This window comes from Acinetobacter sp. AL9, assembly GCF_041464035.1.
Classification (GTDB): Bacteria; Pseudomonadota; Gammaproteobacteria; order Pseudomonadales; family Moraxellaceae; genus Acinetobacter; species Acinetobacter towneri.
In genome coordinates, this window is sequence record NZ_JAYFSK010000022.1 from 1 (window position 1) to 19,462 (window position 19,462).

Sequence of the window (19,462 nt, forward strand, 5' to 3'; positions counted from 1 at the left end):
TCGCAAGAGATGCGATGGATGTCTGATTATTTGTAGTCATAAATTTAAGTCCCCACTTGTTTCTAAGTGGGGACTAAATTAAGGCTTATAGGATGAATTCAGAAGGTGTGTTCAGCGGACGCTTACATTTGTAGTCATAAATTTTAGTCCCCACTTGTTTTTAAGTGGGGACTAAATTAAGGCTTATAAGATGAATTCATAAGGTGTGTTCAGCGGACGCTTACTGAATATCTACTTTTCTTATTTGATTTTTTTTTGCTGAGATGGTGGCATCTTAACTCAACTTCCGTTTCCTTTAAAAACTTATAATTAAGAGAAGATTAAGTTAGATTTTCTACCCATTAATTCAAATAAAAATGGGGGTATTACCTACCCAGTATAAAAGTTATAAATAGCAGGTTTTAACAAACTAAAGATTACTACTGTAATCTTTAGTTAGGGCACAATTTATAAAACTATCGTAAGCGTCCGCTGAACCCCATGCCTATTTTTTAATTTTGGTCGGATTTCCAGCGGTGTGCCAGTAATTCTTCTATTTGGATTCACCAAAATTCTTTAGATGAATTTCTTGCATTAAAATGCTATAAGATCCGTGAAGATCTCCAACAATATAAACTGAATTATAATTTTGGTTTACAAGTATCTTTCTTATATCTTTCATGTTATGAATAAAAAACCTTCCACGAATTTTTAACCCTATTTATAGAACATGTCCCATATAACTTCTGAAACACCACAAATTGTTGCTATTTATACAAATAAAGAGATTTCAATTGATTTTTACCAGTTATTTGAAGATAGTCTAAAACCTATATTATTTACAATTAAAACTTTAGAACAGATTCATAGCATGGAGAAAAATAAAATCAATATTATCATCCTCGAATCTTGGGATGAACTCCATGACCTTCAACTAAATTGCAGTAAACTTCACCTTATCATCCCCATACATTCAAACAATAGACTGGAAAATAATCTAAATGCCCTAGTATTCGAGCATGATCAATCTATGACATCCCAACAGGCTCTAGAAAAGCTTTACCATAGTTTTATTAAATTTTATTTCTCAGCTGAATATCATCTTGATCCCCAAGATTTATTTAAATCTAACTCAGATAATAATGGCCATCAATATCTCAAGATGCATGATATTTTACAAAACGATGCTGATTATGAAAAACAACTCAATACCTATCTTAAAACGATATCAGAGACTGAAACAGTATGCTTCAATTTTTCAATAAGCTATGATTTTCCTTCAGAATCTGAGTATTTAACTTTCATAGAAGATGCTGTTAATAATTTAACGTATGCTGAAAATAGAGATGTATTCTTTAGTACCGTGCTTTCAAAGCATCCAATCTCAGATAATAAATTGTCTATCATACATTTAAGTCAAGAGTCTCCAATGTCCTGATTTTTTATCATATCAAAACCGATTAATTCATCATTATCTAGATCGAAAGGGAGAACCCATATCTTTGGATTTTTCCCTTGATCTCTTTCATGCTTATTTAACTGAAAGTCTGGTAATGCTTCATGAAATTTTAAACTTTTTGGATAAATCAAAACTATGGGGCCATCGTGTTCAAGGTACATATAACTATAAGCAAACATTTGCCGCATATCACCATCGCTAATTCCATAACGCTGGTCTTCACTATTCTGATCCAATAATTTCCATTTTGTATCTAAAATCATGTTGTTATGAATAGTTTTATTTTTCGCTTCAAAGTAGATATCTGGCCGAAGATTAAATCTATTTTTTCCATTATGACGGCACAAATATTTATTGCTCTTCTGCCTTTGGATTCGATAATGGCCCGAATATTTTTTCTCCATCTCACTCAGTACATAAGCTTCAAATAACTTTTCCATAGGAAAGAGTAAACTCATTCCATACCATTCACCCTGCAATGCTGATGGTGTCTGTTCACCTAGGACTATTTCACACCATACTTTGATTGATTCATATTGAGCATATAAACGGCCTGATTTCCATTGGGGAAAGTCTAGGCATGGCAATGTACTTTTAGGTACTTCACTGAGTTTTTGACGTATTTCATTTGCCAATCGCCAATTATCATTATCTTGTGTGAGTGTACAAATTTTTTCTAATGCAGCTTTAATAAGACGATTTGGGGCTGTATTTAAAGAAAAAACATCATGTTCAATCGGGAAACGATTTTGTTCTGTCACTGGTTGAGTCAGATATTTTTGGATATTCAATTTACCTTTTAAATAGGCACTTTGCTCAGCAATACGTTGATATTCAGACCGTAAACCTCGCTGAAGTAATAGATTACATGCCTCCAAAAAGCGACTCATGATCCATTCACTCAAAGGTAAATCTAACTTATCTAATGAGGCTGATCCTGCTTCTCGAGAGGATGGAAGCTTCCACAAGATTCTCAGCATTTTCCTGAGTAATTGACGTTCATTCGCAAGTACAATTTCCCTTTGATCTTGCTCATGTATTTCTACATGCTTAGGTAATATTTCAATTGTATGACCACATGGTGTTTGGATAATACCAACATAGTTATCCACTTTTATTTTACGTCTGCCTTCTAACTCAAAAATGGCAATACCATTTTTTTTAGTTTGACTAGAAAGCTCACATAAATAGTCAAATACTGAGGTTGGAACACAGATATGATCCAACTCTTTAGCAAATGCATGTTCAGTGCCATTGTCTTCAATGACACCATATTCTCTAATACTCAGAAGCACTATAATTCAGCCTATTACAAGTCATTTTCTTTTGCTTTCACGCCTGTAACAATCTGCAGAAGAGAAACAATTTGATCCTCAATGTCTGCTTCTTTTTTAAATAAATCTTGATTTATTTCCCAATTTCGACTTTCAAGATTTTTTATTAACTGGCCATCCATACCTGGAAATAATGACTCTTCCAATTTTTCAGTTTTAACCATGCCATTATTTCCGAGTACTAGCTTGATTTTACTCCAATCATCAAAAAAGTATTCTTGCAACAAAGGAATAATCTTTTTCTCAAAAATTTGCATAAGCTCTCGAACCGTAGCTGCTGCTTTTTCAGAAGTAGGTTTTAATTCAGTAAAATAAGCATGACCAATACAATGATCTCTATCTAATAGCACCTTAATACGTTTATTCATTACCTCTAATAATTTAGCTACATCAATAGCTTCCACCACTTTATTCTCTTTTGTGATTTTAATATCCTTTAGAATTTCTGGTTTTGGCATTATTTCAACAAATTCAAAGCGCCGTCTTAAAGCGATATCTACTGATGTTAATGAACGGTCAGAACTATTCATTGTTCCAATAATATAAAGATTTTTTGGGACGCCAAATTTTACATTTGGAGAGTTGGGTAAAATAATTTCTAAATCTTCAACATTACCCACTCTTTTTGATTTTTCAATTAAAGTAATCAACTCACCAAAAATCTTTGAAATATTCCCGCGGTTAATTTCATCAATAATGAGAACATAATTTTCATTTGGATTGTCTTTTGCTCTTTCACAAATATTTTTAAAAACACCAGGTTCAACATCATAATTTAATTGCCCCTCTTTTCTCTTAACTCTAATACCTTCAACAAAGTCTTCATAACCATAACTCTGGTGAAAAGTGACAAAACTGATTTTACCTTCCTCAACTAAAACTTTGTATTGTTCAACAATAGTAGATCTAGACCTTTCTATATCTTCACTCCACCACTCAGGCACTGCTATTTCTAGAGCTTTACTGATAGTCTCATAGGTTTTACCTGTGCCAGCTGGCCCATATAAAATTTGATTCAGAGGAAAATCTAAATTATCCGTATTATCCTCTGGCTCAGAAGATACCTTCTCATCGACTTTTTTACTTTTCAAATTTTTACGTCCTTCAGACTCTACTTCACAGACTGCTTGATAATATAATTCATAGAGTTTTTGATTTTTAAATCTGCGTTTTATTTCTGATATGGTAGTGCAATAGTCTTCCCATACCCTCAGTGCCTTTACATCATTATTAACAGAAATATCTGTGTATTTAATGCCATGTTTATTAAGAAACTTAGTACCTATCGAATTTAATGGAAAAAATAAATCTGGTCGACAACGACTCAATCCCGTAGATAATTTATTAATACCAAGAGATGCTGTCGGTAATATATCTACAATTTTATTTTTTACTAAATCAATATTACCTTCTTTAATTTCAATAATATTTTTAAATAATTCCCACAACTTAAAAATAGTATTTGATGGTCTCTCTACTATTTTTTTATTTTTCTCATGTGCTTTATATGGATAAAACCAAACACTTTGGGCATCAGACTCTGCAACGCCAACTAAATCAATATCAATTGTCTCACTTAATAAAAGACTATGTAACTTTTTTCTATTCTCATTAGTTCCTACATTGATTAAAGCTAACACTGTAAAAGGGTCTATTTCGGTATGATGATTCGGATCATCAATTATTGAACCATTTTCACCTAAGATTTTATCAGGTCGAAAATTATGACCTACTTCCGTCTTAAAAATTTTTAAATCATGTGCCAGTTTAGTTTGGTTTTCTTCATAACTAAGAATATAAGGAAATACTGTTTTCCTATAAAAATCAACCCACTCATATTTTTTATCCAGAACTTCTATAACCACTTATATATCCTTTAACTCTTAAATTAATTTATTAAATGTATTTCGCTATTCATTTTGCATATGCCATTAACTGACAAAACATATTCACCAATTTTTGCTGTTTAATCTGATTTGCCTGACTATTTACTAAATTTGGATGTCCTACCACAATTGCCAAAGCCTGCGCTCGAGAAATCGCCACATTTAAACGGTTTTTATCAAATAAAAAATCCATTCCTCGTGGAGAATCATTCGCATCACTTGCACATAGACTGAAAAATACAATAGGTGCTTCTTGGCCTTGAAACTTATCTACACTTCCCAGCTTTGCATTTTCACCTAAAGCAGATTTAAGTTTAGTCACTTGAAAATTATATGGTGCTACAAATAACATATCATCCAATGTGATGGACTTTTTATTACCTTCCTTGTCAGTATAAATTCGCCCAATAAGCTCATTTACAGCCTGCTGAATCGCTTGAACCTCCTCATCACTCGCCTGAGTATTTCCTTCATGTTCAACGGGGATGAATACAACACCTGCTTCCTTATTTAACACCCCCTTATAAGCATCAGGGACTTGAATAACTTGCAGATCGTTAGACTTGTGTGAATTTAACTTACCCTCATAAATGGCCTGACTGATAAACTCATTTACTTTTGAATGCATTCTGTAGGTAGTGTCGAGAAAGATGCCTCGATTAGGCTCAATTGTTGGATGATCTTTTAGCAAATAATCTAAAATAGACAAACCACTATCGCCAGGGTGCGTACCTTGAGCGGGTTGTCCTAGTTGCATTTGGTCACCCATTAAAACCAAATTATGAGCTGATTGACTCATTGCAATTAAGTTTGCTACCGATACTTGCCCTGCTTCATCAATAAACAAATAATCAAATTGCTTATTTAATTCCTCACGAGAAAACCCCCACGCTGTGGTACCAACGACACATGCTCCATCAAGATATTCAACTATTTTGTCATTCTTAATTTCTGAAATTCCAAAGTTTTCAATTTCAGTATCTGTATTTTTTGTACAACAGAAATGAGCTTGAATATTTTCATTTTGGCAATACTGTGCCACACCAATCAAAAGATTATTAATCGCCTTATGGGAGTTTGAGCTAATGCCTACTTTTTTTCCTTGCTTAAGTAGTTCTGCAATAACATGCTTACCTGTAAAGGTTTTTCCTGCTCCAGGAGGTCCTTGAATCACAATATATGAGTTATCCAAATTACAAATTGCCGATTTTATTTGATCCAACTTTTCTAAGTTTTTATGGCTCGAAACAATTATTTCTCCCTTTTCTATACCCTTGATGCGTGGATAATCCCGTCTTAAAAAATGGAGAATAGCATCATCATTGAGCTGGTTTTCATAATAGCTTCGGACTACTGTTTCTATTGCTTTTGGAATAGGCTTTGGATTTACATAATCATCCGGGATTAAATGCACAACAGACAGCGGTTCTTTAAGCTGTAAGCAAATTCTGCCTTTTGAAACTGATGAATGCTCTTTTAATAATGTCGCTTTAAGATTGTTTCCCTTTTCATCTTCCTCCCCAAGAGTATAAAAGCTAGTGGTATTTGCCATTTTAAATTCTTGATGAGGATCAAATGAATACTCATATGCTAAGCTTCTTGCTTTAGGAGTTGGTTTAAATGGCTCTTTGTCTGTACGAATACAGTTTACTAGACAATCAAGATCATCATAAAGCTCTTCTACTGTTAAGCCCATTCTTTCAAAAAGTCGCCAAAAAACTGGCTTAGCTTCTCTACGATGAAACTCCAGAGCCCAAGCCATGTTTTCACAAATTTGTGACTCAATTATATCGTGAGACTTAAGAGATTCTGCTTTACTCAATAATTGATCTCTTAAGTTTGTTATTGCCGTTATTTCCTCACTTAGCTCTTTTTCTACAATGTCTTTTTTTCCTACATACTGGATGCCAAATTCTTGCTGTTTCTGATGCAACCAAGCCACTAACTCTTGCGTACTATTACAATCATCAATATTGTAGTCTCGAATACTTTTCAGGACTTGTGATGTTTGCCAAATTAATCCATCTGGATTAACTCGCCAATTTTCATACACGACAACAGAATCGCCACCGGAACCCACTTCTGTTTCACGTTTACCACGATATAAGTGTTCTACATTTTTAATAGAATATTTTGGTTCACCAATCAGTAATCCATTTTTAACGATCTTGTATAAATCAACAAAAACTCCATTTCTTAGCAATTGATCTACTTCTAATTCACAAACACCATAACGGCACATGAGCTTCTTACATGCAGCAATTTCATAGTTTGCATAATGGTAAATATGCATTGTAGGATCTTGCTGCCAACGTGCATAAACCCATTCGATAAATGATTTAAATGCTATTTTTTCTTCGACTTCATTGTGAGCCCAAAAATCTATAAACTTACGCTCACCTTTTTCATCGAAATATGTACATCCCCACAAGTACTCAAGTCCCCCTTCAATTAAAGGAAACCCCTCGATATCAAAGTACACATCATTTTCAGAGTGCTGAGGTAATAGTGCCAATCCTAGTTTTTCATGAGTGTTAATGATTTCAAATAAAGGCGTTGCAAGCCCTTCACTTTTTCTCTGAATTTGGGTCTGAGCTTTTAATCTTTTATATACATCAGTATTCAAGCTCTTAATGCTTGGCTTATCACTATTAATCAAGTCTTGCATCGTCTGAATACCATCAGCATTCAGCTTCTTGATTTGCGAGCGTGTAATTGTGGCGACTTGAGAAAGATGATCTGCCTCTTTGAGTAATTGCTTCGCATAATTACTCCAACAACCCCATGACTTGGAGTCAGAAGGATTAGGGTACTTTTCTAAATCGAATTCTTCGTGCAATTGCAAAAAGGCATTTTTTACTGATTGGTAGTAATAGTAAAATTCTTGTGTTCTCAATCGCTGTTGAGTTTGATCGCCTAAAATAATGACAAAATCATTCGAATAACGGCCTTGAATAGCTGCAATCATTTCCTGATAGCAACACAATTGAATGGTGTAATATGGTTGTAATGATTTTGAAAGTTTGGTGTCCCAAATTTCATAATGATAGTCCCCAAGTTGACTAGAACCTGGAACCTTGACTAAAAAATCAGCAAATCCTGTAAACTGATCTTGACTTAAACAAGCCTGGAAAACAACATCTGCACCTTCTTTCATGGCCTGTATCGTTGCAGCTTTCTTATCTGAACTTAATCCTATATTCGCAATCGTTAAGCCTTGTTGCTTTAATCCTTCCAATACAGATGATTCGTGCTCTGCACCTTTATCCTGAAGCATGAGCATCATTGCATCATCCTGATCTTTTAAATCTAAAGCTTCAGGAGAAATAAGACTGAAATGTTCCATCCAGGAAGCAAAAGGACTTTCTAAAAACAAAATTAAATCAGAGGGTGAAAAAATTAAATTATCATTGTGTAGTTTCATATTAACCCCAAATATTTTTATAAAGTACTAAAAAAACAAATACTACTATAGACTTCTTTCATAAATCAAAAAACGATCTTCTTCTTGGTTAATATTTGCATCCCAGATTTTTTAGCATTCGTGCATAATCTGCGATTGAAATACAATGATTAGCCATCCTTTAACAAAAAATAGATTTTTGCATCAGTCGCCTTAAAAAATATATTAGACCTGGCATTAGTCAAAATTTAAACAGCCACAAACTATATTTTATAAGGTTTTAACCAATTCAAAATTAGGTAAAAGCATAATCCGCAAGGTCTATTGTTAAAAATTCTATTCATGAAAAAAATCTGGGGAATCATAATGTGAATTTTGCATAGCTACATCTAATGGACAATAAAAAAATTGCACACCTGGAATTTTTGGACTTCCATCTCGATTTTCCAAATGTTTTTCTAGTTTAATATATAAAGGATCATTTTTATCAAAACTGACATCTAAGAATAAATTACCTAGATATGGTTGCTGTATAACATTATCACTAGCCATACCGTAACAAAACTCAAATGAAATATTATTATAATTTAGCCATTGTATTAATTCATTTCGCTCAGTTAAATCTTTATAATTGTGATTTTCTAATGTCATTTCACTAAAACTAACAAAAAGTACATCACTTCCTTTTTTTCTCGCAATTGCGTCTATATGTTGGATTATCATTGGCATCTTATTTACCCTTTCATTATATAATTTTTACTTCATGTAGTATATCTATTACATTAGAACTTGTTGACATTGACTGCTCAAAAAAATGCGAGAAAGTAGAATTTAATTTACAGTCTCAATTTAATCACTGTGTTAGGTCAGGCAGCCTATCTTAATAAACTCCTCCAACAAACCCGGTACGGTTCAAAAACGGAAAAATGAAATTTACATTAAATTATCCGCTATATTAGCGGTATAAATCATTAAAATTGTTCTCTACATATACATAAAAACATTTTCCACTCGATCATATTTAAAGACCATTAACCGTACCGGGTTTGTCGGAGACTTTTTTATTTAAGTTAGACCACCTGACCTAACGGGTTAATCTTATCATAGTACATTGCTTCAAACTCAAAAGGGAGACTGTAAATAAAACTGTGTAAACGCTTAAACTCCTCCAACGTTGTTGGGGTCAAACAAAAGGTGTTTACCATGAAAGATGAAGCAATGTTGGCACTCGCTAAAGAGTTAGCCAAGAACCTAAAAACCGAAGCCGATCTCAATAATTTTAGTCGGGCTTTAAAGAAATTGACTGTTGAAACTGCCCTTAATGCGGAACTCACCGACCATTTAGGTTACGAAAAGAATAGCCCACGAACAGGCAAAAATGTTCGCAATGGTTACACAACGAAGCGTCTACTGACTGATGATGGTGAGTTTGAACTAGATACCCCTAGAGATCGTGAGGGTACATTTGAGCCACAGCTTATCAAGAAAAATCAGACCCGTATCACGCAAATGGATAGCCAGATTTTATCCCTCTATGCCAAAGGTATGACGACTCGGGACATTGTTGCTTCATTCAAGGAAATGTATGATGCAGATGTGTCACCCACCCTGATTTCCAAGGTGACAGATGCAGTTATAGAACAAGTGGCTTTGTTGCACAAATATGTAAGCATCTGATTTAAATAAATTTAATTTTGGATCAAAAAATAATCAAAACTCTTAAAATCATATAGTTATGAAATCTTTGTGCAACAAAGCCTCACCAATTACGTCGATCCCAATGCAACCATTGTTTAGCATCTAAGGTGATATCACTTTGTAGTTTAAGCATAGTCAGTATGGTGAGTCGATTCTCAGGATCACCAGTTAAACAACTTGCAGAAAATTGGTGGCAATTATCAAAAAATAAGTTGTAATCACGTCTAGAACTTATAAATTTTCTCGCACGTTCAGCAACAACCTCACTACCTACAGGATCACCATTATTACAAGAGACATAAATGGCATTTGCAGGTGTACCACTAATGAATTCTTGAGGAGTTACACTTTCAATATTTCCATGTTTGTTTAAATGGACAATTTTATTGTTACCAATATAAACACCTGAATGTTCAGTGTTCAAAAATAAATTACAATACACAATTGATCCTGGTATTGGATTTACTCTCATACTCAGATTATTTAATCCATTCGCGACATAATGAGTAGCTATATATTTAGAAACAACAGTGGGTGCAATACTTCCAGATAATGCACCTGTAAGAATATATTTAGCTGAATTTAAAAGGATCGCGGGATCATCTCCTGCTTTCTCAACAATGACCGTTGCCTTCTCAATAGTCTCAATAGTTTTCATTTCAGCATCAAAGGCTTTTTCTTTAGCAACCATCACAGCATATTCAACAACACTGTTATATTTAATAGCATCTGTTGCACTTTTGGCTGTGTCTGTTACAGCATCAACCGCATTACTGAAAAAATCTTTAATTCCCATAAATCCCCCCCTAATTTAACTTTATCTTTTAAATGGCTTTGTTGCATAAATATGTAAGCATATGATTTAAATAAATTTAATTTTAGATCAAAAAATAATCAAAACTTTTAAAATCATATAGTTATGAAATCTTTGTGCAACAAAGCCATTGCGAGTTGAAAAAGTCTAATGATTCTATGAATACACCTAACTTTTTCAACTAACTACAAATGTGTTGCACTTGGGATTTGAATCTGCGATATGTGAAAACAGGGTATTTTTTTAAAAATTTACCCATGCATTTTTATCAACAACTTCCATGGCTCTTTTCTCGACCAATTATTAAAAATGCTTTAAAATTAGTGCCATAGAATCTAAACACCAATCATTACTCACAGTTTAATACCATGTAGATCCCTGGCATCGTGTTACCTATTGCTCATGAGAGAAAACGAACTAAACTAAGTAGCTACTCTTCACCCCATAAGAAGAAATAACTACTTCCTTCTTAGCACGCGTTAAAGCAACAAATACAAGTGATCTCTCATGAGCATCTGCTTCAATCTGAGACACTTCATCTGCTTTATGCTCGACGGCGTTCTTTAATGGTATAAGCCCCTCATTACAAGATGCTAAAACAATTAAATCAAATTCCAAGCCTTTAACACGATGGATCGTGGCAATTTTTACAACATCCTTTGGAGCATGTGTTTCAGAGGTTTCAATTCTATGGAATTTTCGCTTCTCAGCATTAAATTTTTGAGCAATTTTATCTATTTCCGCATTCGTTCTTGCAACAATACAAATACTCTCTAATGGATAAGATGACTGATCAATAAAAGCAAATACCTTTTGCATTTGCTCTTCAAAATTTTGGCTATTATCAAAAATATATGGTGCAGGCCCATGGGTAAGTGATTTATACAATGTATTGTTATCCTCACCACCATCCAAATCATCTATTGGCATATCATTTAGAATTGCGCTTGCAAACTTTCTAATTTCATCCGTGGTTCGATAATTAATTTTGAGTTTAGCTGATCGCCCACGTACATTAATCCCAACTTGGCTCAACACTACTTTATTTTGGTCATAAATACGTTGATGTGCATCACCAACAATAAAGAGATCATTTTCTTGCTCTGGCACAATCGCTCTTAACAACTTGAATGCTTGTGGTCCCATATCTTGGGCTTCATCCACAACAATACTTTGATAAGGAAAATCTATACCATTTACTTTGATAAAGTCTGCTGCATCTCGATAGGCATCGGAGATTTCTTTGATTCCATGTTGATTCAGCAAACGTCTATATTCAGATAAAACATCCCAAACTTTAATTTTATCTGCTCGACTTAAACGTGTACCTCGTCCTACACGGCGTGCCTGCTTATATTCCTCAAGTGAGGTAATGCCCTGTGGTTGTATTACATGCAACCATTCTTCTTTGAAAAACTCTAAGCTTAATGTCAATTCTGGTGACATTTCTGCATAGGCCATTTTCCAATGCTCATCTAACTTTTCTCGACTGTAGACAATCTCAAAATCATATTTTTGTTTACGTAAGAAATACTGAACCCATCGATCTAAATTCACGACTTCAATTTTTTGCAGTAAAGCCTCTCCACATAAACTTCTAAGCTGATCTTCAATATCTTGTGCTAAGTTCTTGGTAAAAGTTGTAAATAGAATTTTATGATTCGGATCAGTTAAATTCTCCGCTAACCATTTTGCTCGGTGCATAGCCACTACCGTCTTACCCGTGCCAGCACCGCCTAAAACACGAATAGGTCCTTTTTTATGTCCTGTTGCTAGTTTACGTTGTGATGAGTGTAGGAAAACACGCCATTTTTCTAGCGATGCACTTAGCATCTCCTCCAATTCCGTCTCACCAGAAACCACAGAGAATTTCGCTAATGACTGATCCCTAGCCAGTGCAGCCTCAAAATCGGTCGTACTAAATTGACTATCTTCAGCAATTTCACGCTCAGCAAGAATGGACTCGTAGCTTTGCCCTGCTAGATACAAGAATAAGCCTTCATAGGCATCTTGTGGCAAATTGGTTTGTAACTGATCCAAATCTTCTTCCGTTTGCACTAATCGAACTTGAGGGATTAAATCTTCTGGCACCCCTAGTTTCATCAATTGCTTATCACGCAGAGAATTGAATAAACTTTCCGAAGTCTCCTGAGACTCTATTGCCACTGCTTGGACTTCACTTTGATAAAGCTGAATAGCACCTGTTTCGGCATTAATATTACATTTATGCGTTTTCGCCCAAGTGTAGGCATCATCATGGTGATCAACCCAAAGTAATAACAGAATATTGCCTTGTTCGGAGACAATGATGCGATAGGTCTGATCTACTCGTAAGGATCTAAAGCTATCATCTTTGACAACTTGTAATTTTTCTAGATTAAAACCAGGCAAAGAGGGATTGACCATAAACTTCATAATCTGTTGGTTTACTTTTGCCTGAATATTGGATGGCAATTTATTCAGTGATGCAAAATATCCATCAGAAAAAGCCAACTTTAAATTTGTTTTCATAGCTTATCCCCCAATTCAGTTACTAATATTTCCAAATTATTTTCAAATAGGTATACGTAATACCCTTGTTGTTCGAATACTTCTTTGTCATCGAATTGATATGGCAAAAGCACAATGATTTTTTGATCTTTCCATAACAATTCAGCTTCTGCCAAAATTTCACCTTTAGCACCTTCTAACTCAAAGCCAACTAAAGGCATAGAAATACATTGATCCTTTAATGCGTATAGCAACGGATGTATAACCTCTGATGCCTCTTCAAATACAAATGACCAGTCATCATGATCTGAAACAGGCGGTGTATTCCAACTCAATCTTGAATACACACCTTCATTGGTTTGTTTAATTTCTCCAGCATATAGATTTGGACAAAACTGAAGCCAATTCATGAGTTGCCATAACCTCATCCACAGTAATTTAGTTTCTTCGAGATTTTTTTCACCTAATTGGACTTGGATGCCAATCATCAGTGCATTTAAATCAAGATTTTTAATAATACCGTCACCCGAAGCGTATGCTAATTTAAGCTGATTTTCGCTATGTCCCAGTTCAAAAATACCATTCAAAATAAGTGATTTGGATTGTGAAAGCTCATGAAACTCCAATGGAAAATACTGAGTAAATGCCTTCCATTGCTCTACATTTTGATCCGACTTGTGTCTAGGATCGATTAAACGCAAGGCTTGTAGAGCACTTAAGCGTTGTATATCTTCAGTTCTTGGATGACTCAAAAACTTCATTAACAGATTAAAGCTGTTCATTTGCAAATCATTGAGCGTATAAGGTTTCAAGTTCTTTTCATGTGCTTTCTTCAGTCCACTATAAGCCGCTGTTTCTGTAACAATACTTGGAAATACATTGGCAACTTTAGTTTCATTTTTTGTAAAGCTTGACTCTACATCGTGCCAAGTCAAAGACCAAACCCAATATTGCCCTGAACGAAGTAATGCCTGACGTTTAAGTAAATCATCATGTACGCTTTGAGCATGATATTCATAACCATCTAAGAAAATTGCAATCGGTTTAAAGCCGGCTTTCTTTGCTTCTTTATTTTCTGGGTAAATAATAAAGTCTGGCTCACAAGCATAAGCAACGCCCTGTGATGGACCCAATTGGACATGCATTTCCATACGGTATTGTTCTTTATCAATACTTAAATGATATGCCTTATTCCCTTTGATCAAATCAACTTTTACACTGACTTTCTTACCACCAACAAAGGGTTGTAATTCTGGTTCATTAAATGTTCTCAGTGCTTCAGGGAAGCGTACTTCTAGCTGGCTATCCTCCCAAACCACTTTTTTCACTTTCCCTAAGTGTTCAACTTTTTTAAATGTCGGATCATCACGTAATAACTCATGCAACATATTCAAAGCGACTTTACGTGAAGTGCTTTCCATACCGTAGGAATTACGATAGGCATACAAGCATTGATAGCAACCATCCACCTCAGGAACGACATGTTGACATGAGCATTCAGCCATTACTTTTTGGGCTGCTTTAAATGTATCTAACAAATGCTTTGGGTCCGCGAGCAATTCATGTAAATAACCCGTACCACCAGGAACGCTGTCATAAATTACTAAATAGCGTTCTCTAAAGTCACTACCAGCAACAGGCTGTTCAGAAATCATAATTTGTAAGTGATCGACTTTGCCTCCAAATTTCTTTTTAAGGCCTAACTGCATTGCTGCAACAAAAGAGTTGATCTGTTCATCTGGCGTTGCTACAGCCATACTCGGCATAAGAATACGGATGGCTTCTGAAACATATTGTCGGTACAAATACAGACATTGTTCAATGCCACTTTCATCCTGATTTTTAGCAAAGCTACAGTAGTGCTGATGTTTTGCAGGGCCTTTTTTATCTTGTACAGTGCCGCATTCCTTGCAGATTCTAAAACCTGGGCGCTCTAACTCCTTACCAGCGATGTAAAAGGTTAAGTCAGTAGAGCCCGTACTTTCACCAAAATTCATTTCAATAAATTTTGCTTTTTTAACGAATTCAAAACCAAAAGGTCGATCTTCGTTTTCAAAAGCATATGCAAGTTCCACGTCCTGCGGATCAACATCCACGAGCATCTGCTTATTAAAGAATAATGGTTCACGTGTTTCACTATCATCAGATAGCATCGCCTTAGATTTCAATGTATTGGCATACACCTGCACCAATTTCAATACTGGAAACTGCTGCCTTACATCTGCCCATTGAATATCACCACAACGGGGACAACTTGATGCCGTGACCGTTGAACCCACCGTCTCATGATAACTACAGCTTGGGCACATGCGCATGCGCTCAATGGCTTTACCTTTCGCTGTTTCTACCCGTGTAATTTCAACTTTATGATGGGACGCATAGAAAATACTATTCGGTGCCAACTCACTGATTGCAGCATGAGCAGGACGTGTGTATTCATACTCTTCAGAATGATACGGAGAAGCACTCGATGGATCTGATGATTTTCTAAAAATCACAGATTTCAAAGTTGTGCCTTCTTCTGGGAAAGCATAATTAGGGAGTAAGCCTTCATCTGTTAAGAAATTAAATGTCGACTTGCTATAAATATTACGTTTAAGCCTAGCTACCCCTGTAATTTCTTGATGAAGCTCGTCTAATTTTTTCTTTTTCTCTTCATCATCAGGTAATACTTCGGTTTTCTTTAAGGTTTTTTCTAATGCACTCTTTTGCTCATTTAAGCGATGAATTTCCTCTGCCAACTCTTTAATTCGATTAATCAACACCCATTCGATTTGCTCTTCTTCCGACTCATGGTTGATGATCACTTTTTTAAGTCGTTCTCGATTTTCTAAACTCATCGTCGGTGGTAGCAACTCAGCAAAGCCGTCCCATAACCGATCTCGATGGGTTTGAATATATTCAATTAAAGTATAAGGGAAACGGTCTGTATTATTGGTTTTTACCGCACCAATCACCAATTGCATGGTTTCAGGAATACTTTGTTTACCTTGTTCGGCACGTCCCCAGTCATCAAAACAGTACGCAAATAATTGTCGTTTCAACACCATGGAAGCTTCTAAGAAAATTGCAGGTGGCTCAACATTGCCCGCCATCATTTGCAATGGATTTGCATAAAAATACAAATCATGTGGTTGTCCATTGGCAACCGTTAACGCCACAGAGTTCCCCGTCGAACGTCCAGCTCGACCAATACGCTGTAAATAGCTTGCCTGTGATGGTGGTACTGAAGCGAGAATAACTGAGGAGAGATCCCCAATATCAATACCCATTTCTAAGGTTGGAGTTGCGGACAATAAATTTTCAAACCATGGTTTTCGTTCACCTGACTTTTCTTTGGCTTTGAACTGGTTTTCTACTTTTTCACGTAAAGCACGTGACAATAGTCCTGTATGCTCATGTCCGATTACACGGTTAATTTGCCCATGCAAGTAGAAATGTCTATAGAAATTATTCAATGGACGGTGATCTTTCCTCCAAACATACATCCGAGAGTTGTTCTTTACGTTTAACTGCAATGATGGAAGATCTTCAATCTCCTCATCCCACTGCTGTGGCACGTTGAGTTCACCATGACTTTGCGATAAATCTAAGCTATCTGAGGCACGTAAGGTGAATGTACTGAGCTGATGAGTAACAAACAGTTTTTGCGGATTTAAACCCCAGACTCGTGCATCTTTGGTTTTAATCACTCGTTCAACCACTAAGTCCACACTTTGTAAGGCTTTTAAGCAATATTCAAATAACTTGCTATAAAAGTCTCTACCTACAAGATCTTCAGTCTGCACAATTAAGCTGAGCCATTTTTCATACCACGAATAACCTCTTTTCAGCGTGATACTTTCAAAGCCCTTACATTTATCGCTTGCAGGAAATACAGGTAACTGAGAATGCGAACCAAAAGTTGGTAAAGTCTTATCATTGGTTAAAATATAGTAATCACCACCACGCTCAACAAAACCTTCCAAAAGCTGATGATAAATCGCACCTTGATTACGTAAACGAAGACAGATTCCCCAGAGTAATTGTTGTGCTTGTTTCTCCGGTAATTTATAACCCAAATGATTTAGGGCATCTTGTTGCAGCTGAGTGGCAGCTTGATGGATTAAATTCGGATCCCAATAAATACTCGCGACCCCTGTACGACGTAATGATCGTCCAGTTTGGCTTTTAATCCCGAGTTCATGTAGCGCTTCCCACGCTAAACGGCGTTTAATATCGGCTAGCAGTTGTGCCAATTGAGGGTTTTTTCCCTCTTTCATGTCGATATAAGCTTCACGGGACTCTAAATTAGGTGCAATAAATTCTGTAATAAATTTTTCATGAGTCCAACCCTGCGAATTTATTTCATTGAGTTCATAATCTTCAAACCAATGATCAACAAAATCTAAATAAGGCACCATGCTATGTTTAGCAATGTACTGTGCCATCCCTGTTCGAAGATTCATTTCCCAAGTCCGTGCGCTATAAAAACCGGCACGGTGTGTTGCGTCTTGAACTGAGTCAGAGAATGCGATGACTTTTTTATCTTGATTGAGCTGATTGGAAAACAGTTGGTTAACCGCAACTGAAGTTAAACTTGCCGCCTGAGATCCGAAGATAATCAAGGAATTTCGGGAATGACAAGATGGACACGTACGCTCTTTCTTGTTGGTATTTACCCCCTTTTCTTGAACTTCTTTAACCTCGGCAGTTTCTACTACAGATACAACGTTATTTGAACCACATTTATTACACTGATCGGTTTTAACCGCACTTTGATGACAACATTCACCACATAAATAACTGACAATGCCTGTCACGTGATCCGTATGAGCTGGATCAATCGGCATCAAATACTTAGCTTCCACATCGTTCTTAAAGAAGCGGGTATACAACTTACGTAGATCTGTCTCAATCTGAGTATCCCCCATCTTTTCTGCCGCTAGCCAAGATGTGGCATGACATTCTGAGCATTGCAGTACAGGCAAAACCACTTGGTCTTTTTGTTTTTTTAGATCGTCATGAAAGTATAAGTGTACATGAGCAGGATCTTTATGGACTGAAGCTACGATACGTCGCAACTCTCGAATCCATGCTTGGAACCTTAATGAGACAAAGGGCTGTCCTGGGTAATCTTTTCCACGTGCATGAGCAACCAAGGCCAATAAAGACATGAGAATATACTCAGCATAAGGTCTTAAACTTGGTGGTAGTGTTCGTGCTTCAGGTACAAGACTTGAAAATGGTGTTAAGGCTTGCGCATCGTTAAGCAACTTTAAGAAAAATGCGTGGCTCTTTAACTTTAAACCTAATTCTTGGCGGGACTGCATATCGGTGGGATCAAGATCAAATCCACCATCTGCTGCTTTACCAAAGAAAAACCAAGCTTGATGTTTTAAATACTCGACTTCCGATTCAAATTGTTGCTGATTTAATAGCTTCGGATCGAAATCATACGAAATACTGTAGTACTCAATCGGTGCCTGGAACTCGGCTGGACTGACACGGGTTTCACCAATAATGCTGTCTGCTGTAAATTCAGCATCAAAGATCTTAGAAACAAATTCGAGTAAATCGCCTTTACTCTCTTCTGACCCTATGGTCGCTGAGGTGCCCACCGTCACCAAATGATGTTTTGGTGTTTTTAAATGTGCTTTTAAACGGCGAATTAACATGGCCAAGTCAGAACCTTGCGCACCATCAAAAGTATGCAATTCATCGACCACCAAATACTTCAAGGTATCTGTCTGGTTTTGTGCCCATAGACTTTGGTCTTTTGGACGCATCAACAAGTAATCCAACATTTTATAGTTGGTGAGCAAGATGTCAGGTGGGTTCTTACGCAAGGTGTCATGATCTGTGATGACCTGCGTATCCGACATTAGTTTGGTGCCACTGGCTGCATTGTCATCTTGACCAACAAATAGCCCGACATTGACGCGATTTTTTAATTCAGGGGTATTATGAATCACCTCTGCAAAACGTTTGGCTTGGTCTGTTGCGAGTGCATTCATTGGGTAAATAATAATGGCTTTAATGCCTTTACTCTTGTGTTCTAAGCAATGATTGAGCAGTGGATATAAAAAGCATTCGGTTTTACCGGAGCCAGTACCCGTTGCCACCAAGGTTGGTTTAGCAGTTTCACCGACAAGGCGTGTCCATGCTTTTTCCTGATGGGCAAACGGTGAATGTTCTGTTTTAAAGTGCGGGAAAAATTCACATGTCGCTTTGGGATTTTTAGCAAACGGAAGCCCTAAGGACACATACGGTCCTTTAAAAAATGCTTCGCCATTGGCATCTTGATCGACAAATGCTTCAAACTTGCCCTTAAAATGTGGTGTTTCCGTTTCGTAGCCTGTTGTAATAAAACTCTTTAATGCTTTCTCTATATCTTTTGAAATTAAACTCGGAAACATG

8 protein-coding genes and 1 pseudogene are annotated in these 19,462 nt (G+C 36.2%); 2 read left to right on the plus strand and 7 right to left on the minus strand.

Translation table 11 applies throughout. The features are described 5' to 3' along the window. The first annotated feature begins 709 nt into the window (after positions 1-709). Positions 710-1,417: a hypothetical protein gene (locus ACEO2X_RS07035; RefSeq protein ID WP_371971410.1), complete on the plus strand. Its 708-nt coding sequence runs from the start codon at positions 710-712 to the stop codon at positions 1,415-1,417. Here ACEO2X_RS07035 and ACEO2X_RS07040 read toward each other — a convergent pair. The 4 genes from ACEO2X_RS07040 to ACEO2X_RS07055 form a co-directional block, all read right to left on the minus strand. Continuing rightward, complete coding sequence (locus tag ACEO2X_RS07040; protein ID WP_371971412.1) at positions 1,396-2,733, minus strand: McrC family protein; 1,338 nt, start codon at positions 2,731-2,733, stop codon at positions 1,396-1,398. The two genes, ACEO2X_RS07035 and ACEO2X_RS07040, sit on opposite strands and share 22 nt — an antisense overlap. A gap of 14 nt (positions 2,734-2,747) precedes the next feature. Beyond that, entirely contained in the window at positions 2,748-4,637 is a 1,890-nt protein-coding gene (locus ACEO2X_RS07045; RefSeq protein WP_371971414.1) for an McrB family protein, read from the minus strand. A gap of 49 nt (positions 4,638-4,686) precedes the next feature. Next, complete coding sequence (locus ACEO2X_RS07050) at positions 4,687-8,082, minus strand: TM0106 family RecB-like putative nuclease (RefSeq protein WP_371971416.1); 3,396 nt, start codon at positions 8,080-8,082, stop codon at positions 4,687-4,689. Positions 8,083-8,397: 315 nt separating this feature from the next. Then, a complete protein-coding gene (locus ACEO2X_RS07055; RefSeq protein ID WP_371971417.1) occupies positions 8,398-8,790 on the minus strand; it encodes a hypothetical protein in 393 nt (130 codons plus the stop codon). 474 nt (positions 8,791-9,264) lie between these two features. Between ACEO2X_RS07055 and ACEO2X_RS07060 the strand changes: the two are divergent. After that, positions 9,265-9,708: pseudogene (locus ACEO2X_RS07060) on the plus strand (transposase); the annotation flags it as partial. 112 nt (positions 9,709-9,820) lie between these two features. Here ACEO2X_RS07060 and ACEO2X_RS07065 read toward each other — a convergent pair. From ACEO2X_RS07065 to ACEO2X_RS07075, 3 genes are all read right to left on the minus strand, one after another. Next, positions 9,821-10,555, minus strand: a complete 735-nt coding sequence (locus ACEO2X_RS07065) for a lecithin retinol acyltransferase family protein (RefSeq protein WP_371971418.1) — start codon at positions 10,553-10,555, stop codon at positions 9,821-9,823. Positions 10,556-10,990: 435 nt separating this feature from the next. After that, a complete protein-coding gene (locus tag ACEO2X_RS07070; protein WP_371971420.1) occupies positions 10,991-13,084 on the minus strand; it encodes a UvrD-helicase domain-containing protein in 2,094 nt (697 codons plus the stop codon). Continuing rightward, the gene (locus ACEO2X_RS07075) at positions 13,081-19,461 is read right to left on the minus strand and encodes a DEAD/DEAH box helicase (RefSeq protein WP_371971421.1); all 6,381 of its coding nucleotides are present in this window, start codon (positions 19,459-19,461) and stop codon (positions 13,081-13,083) included. Before ACEO2X_RS07075 ends, ACEO2X_RS07070 begins: the two co-directional genes overlap by 4 nt. Between the last annotated feature and the right edge of the window lies 1 nt (position 19,462).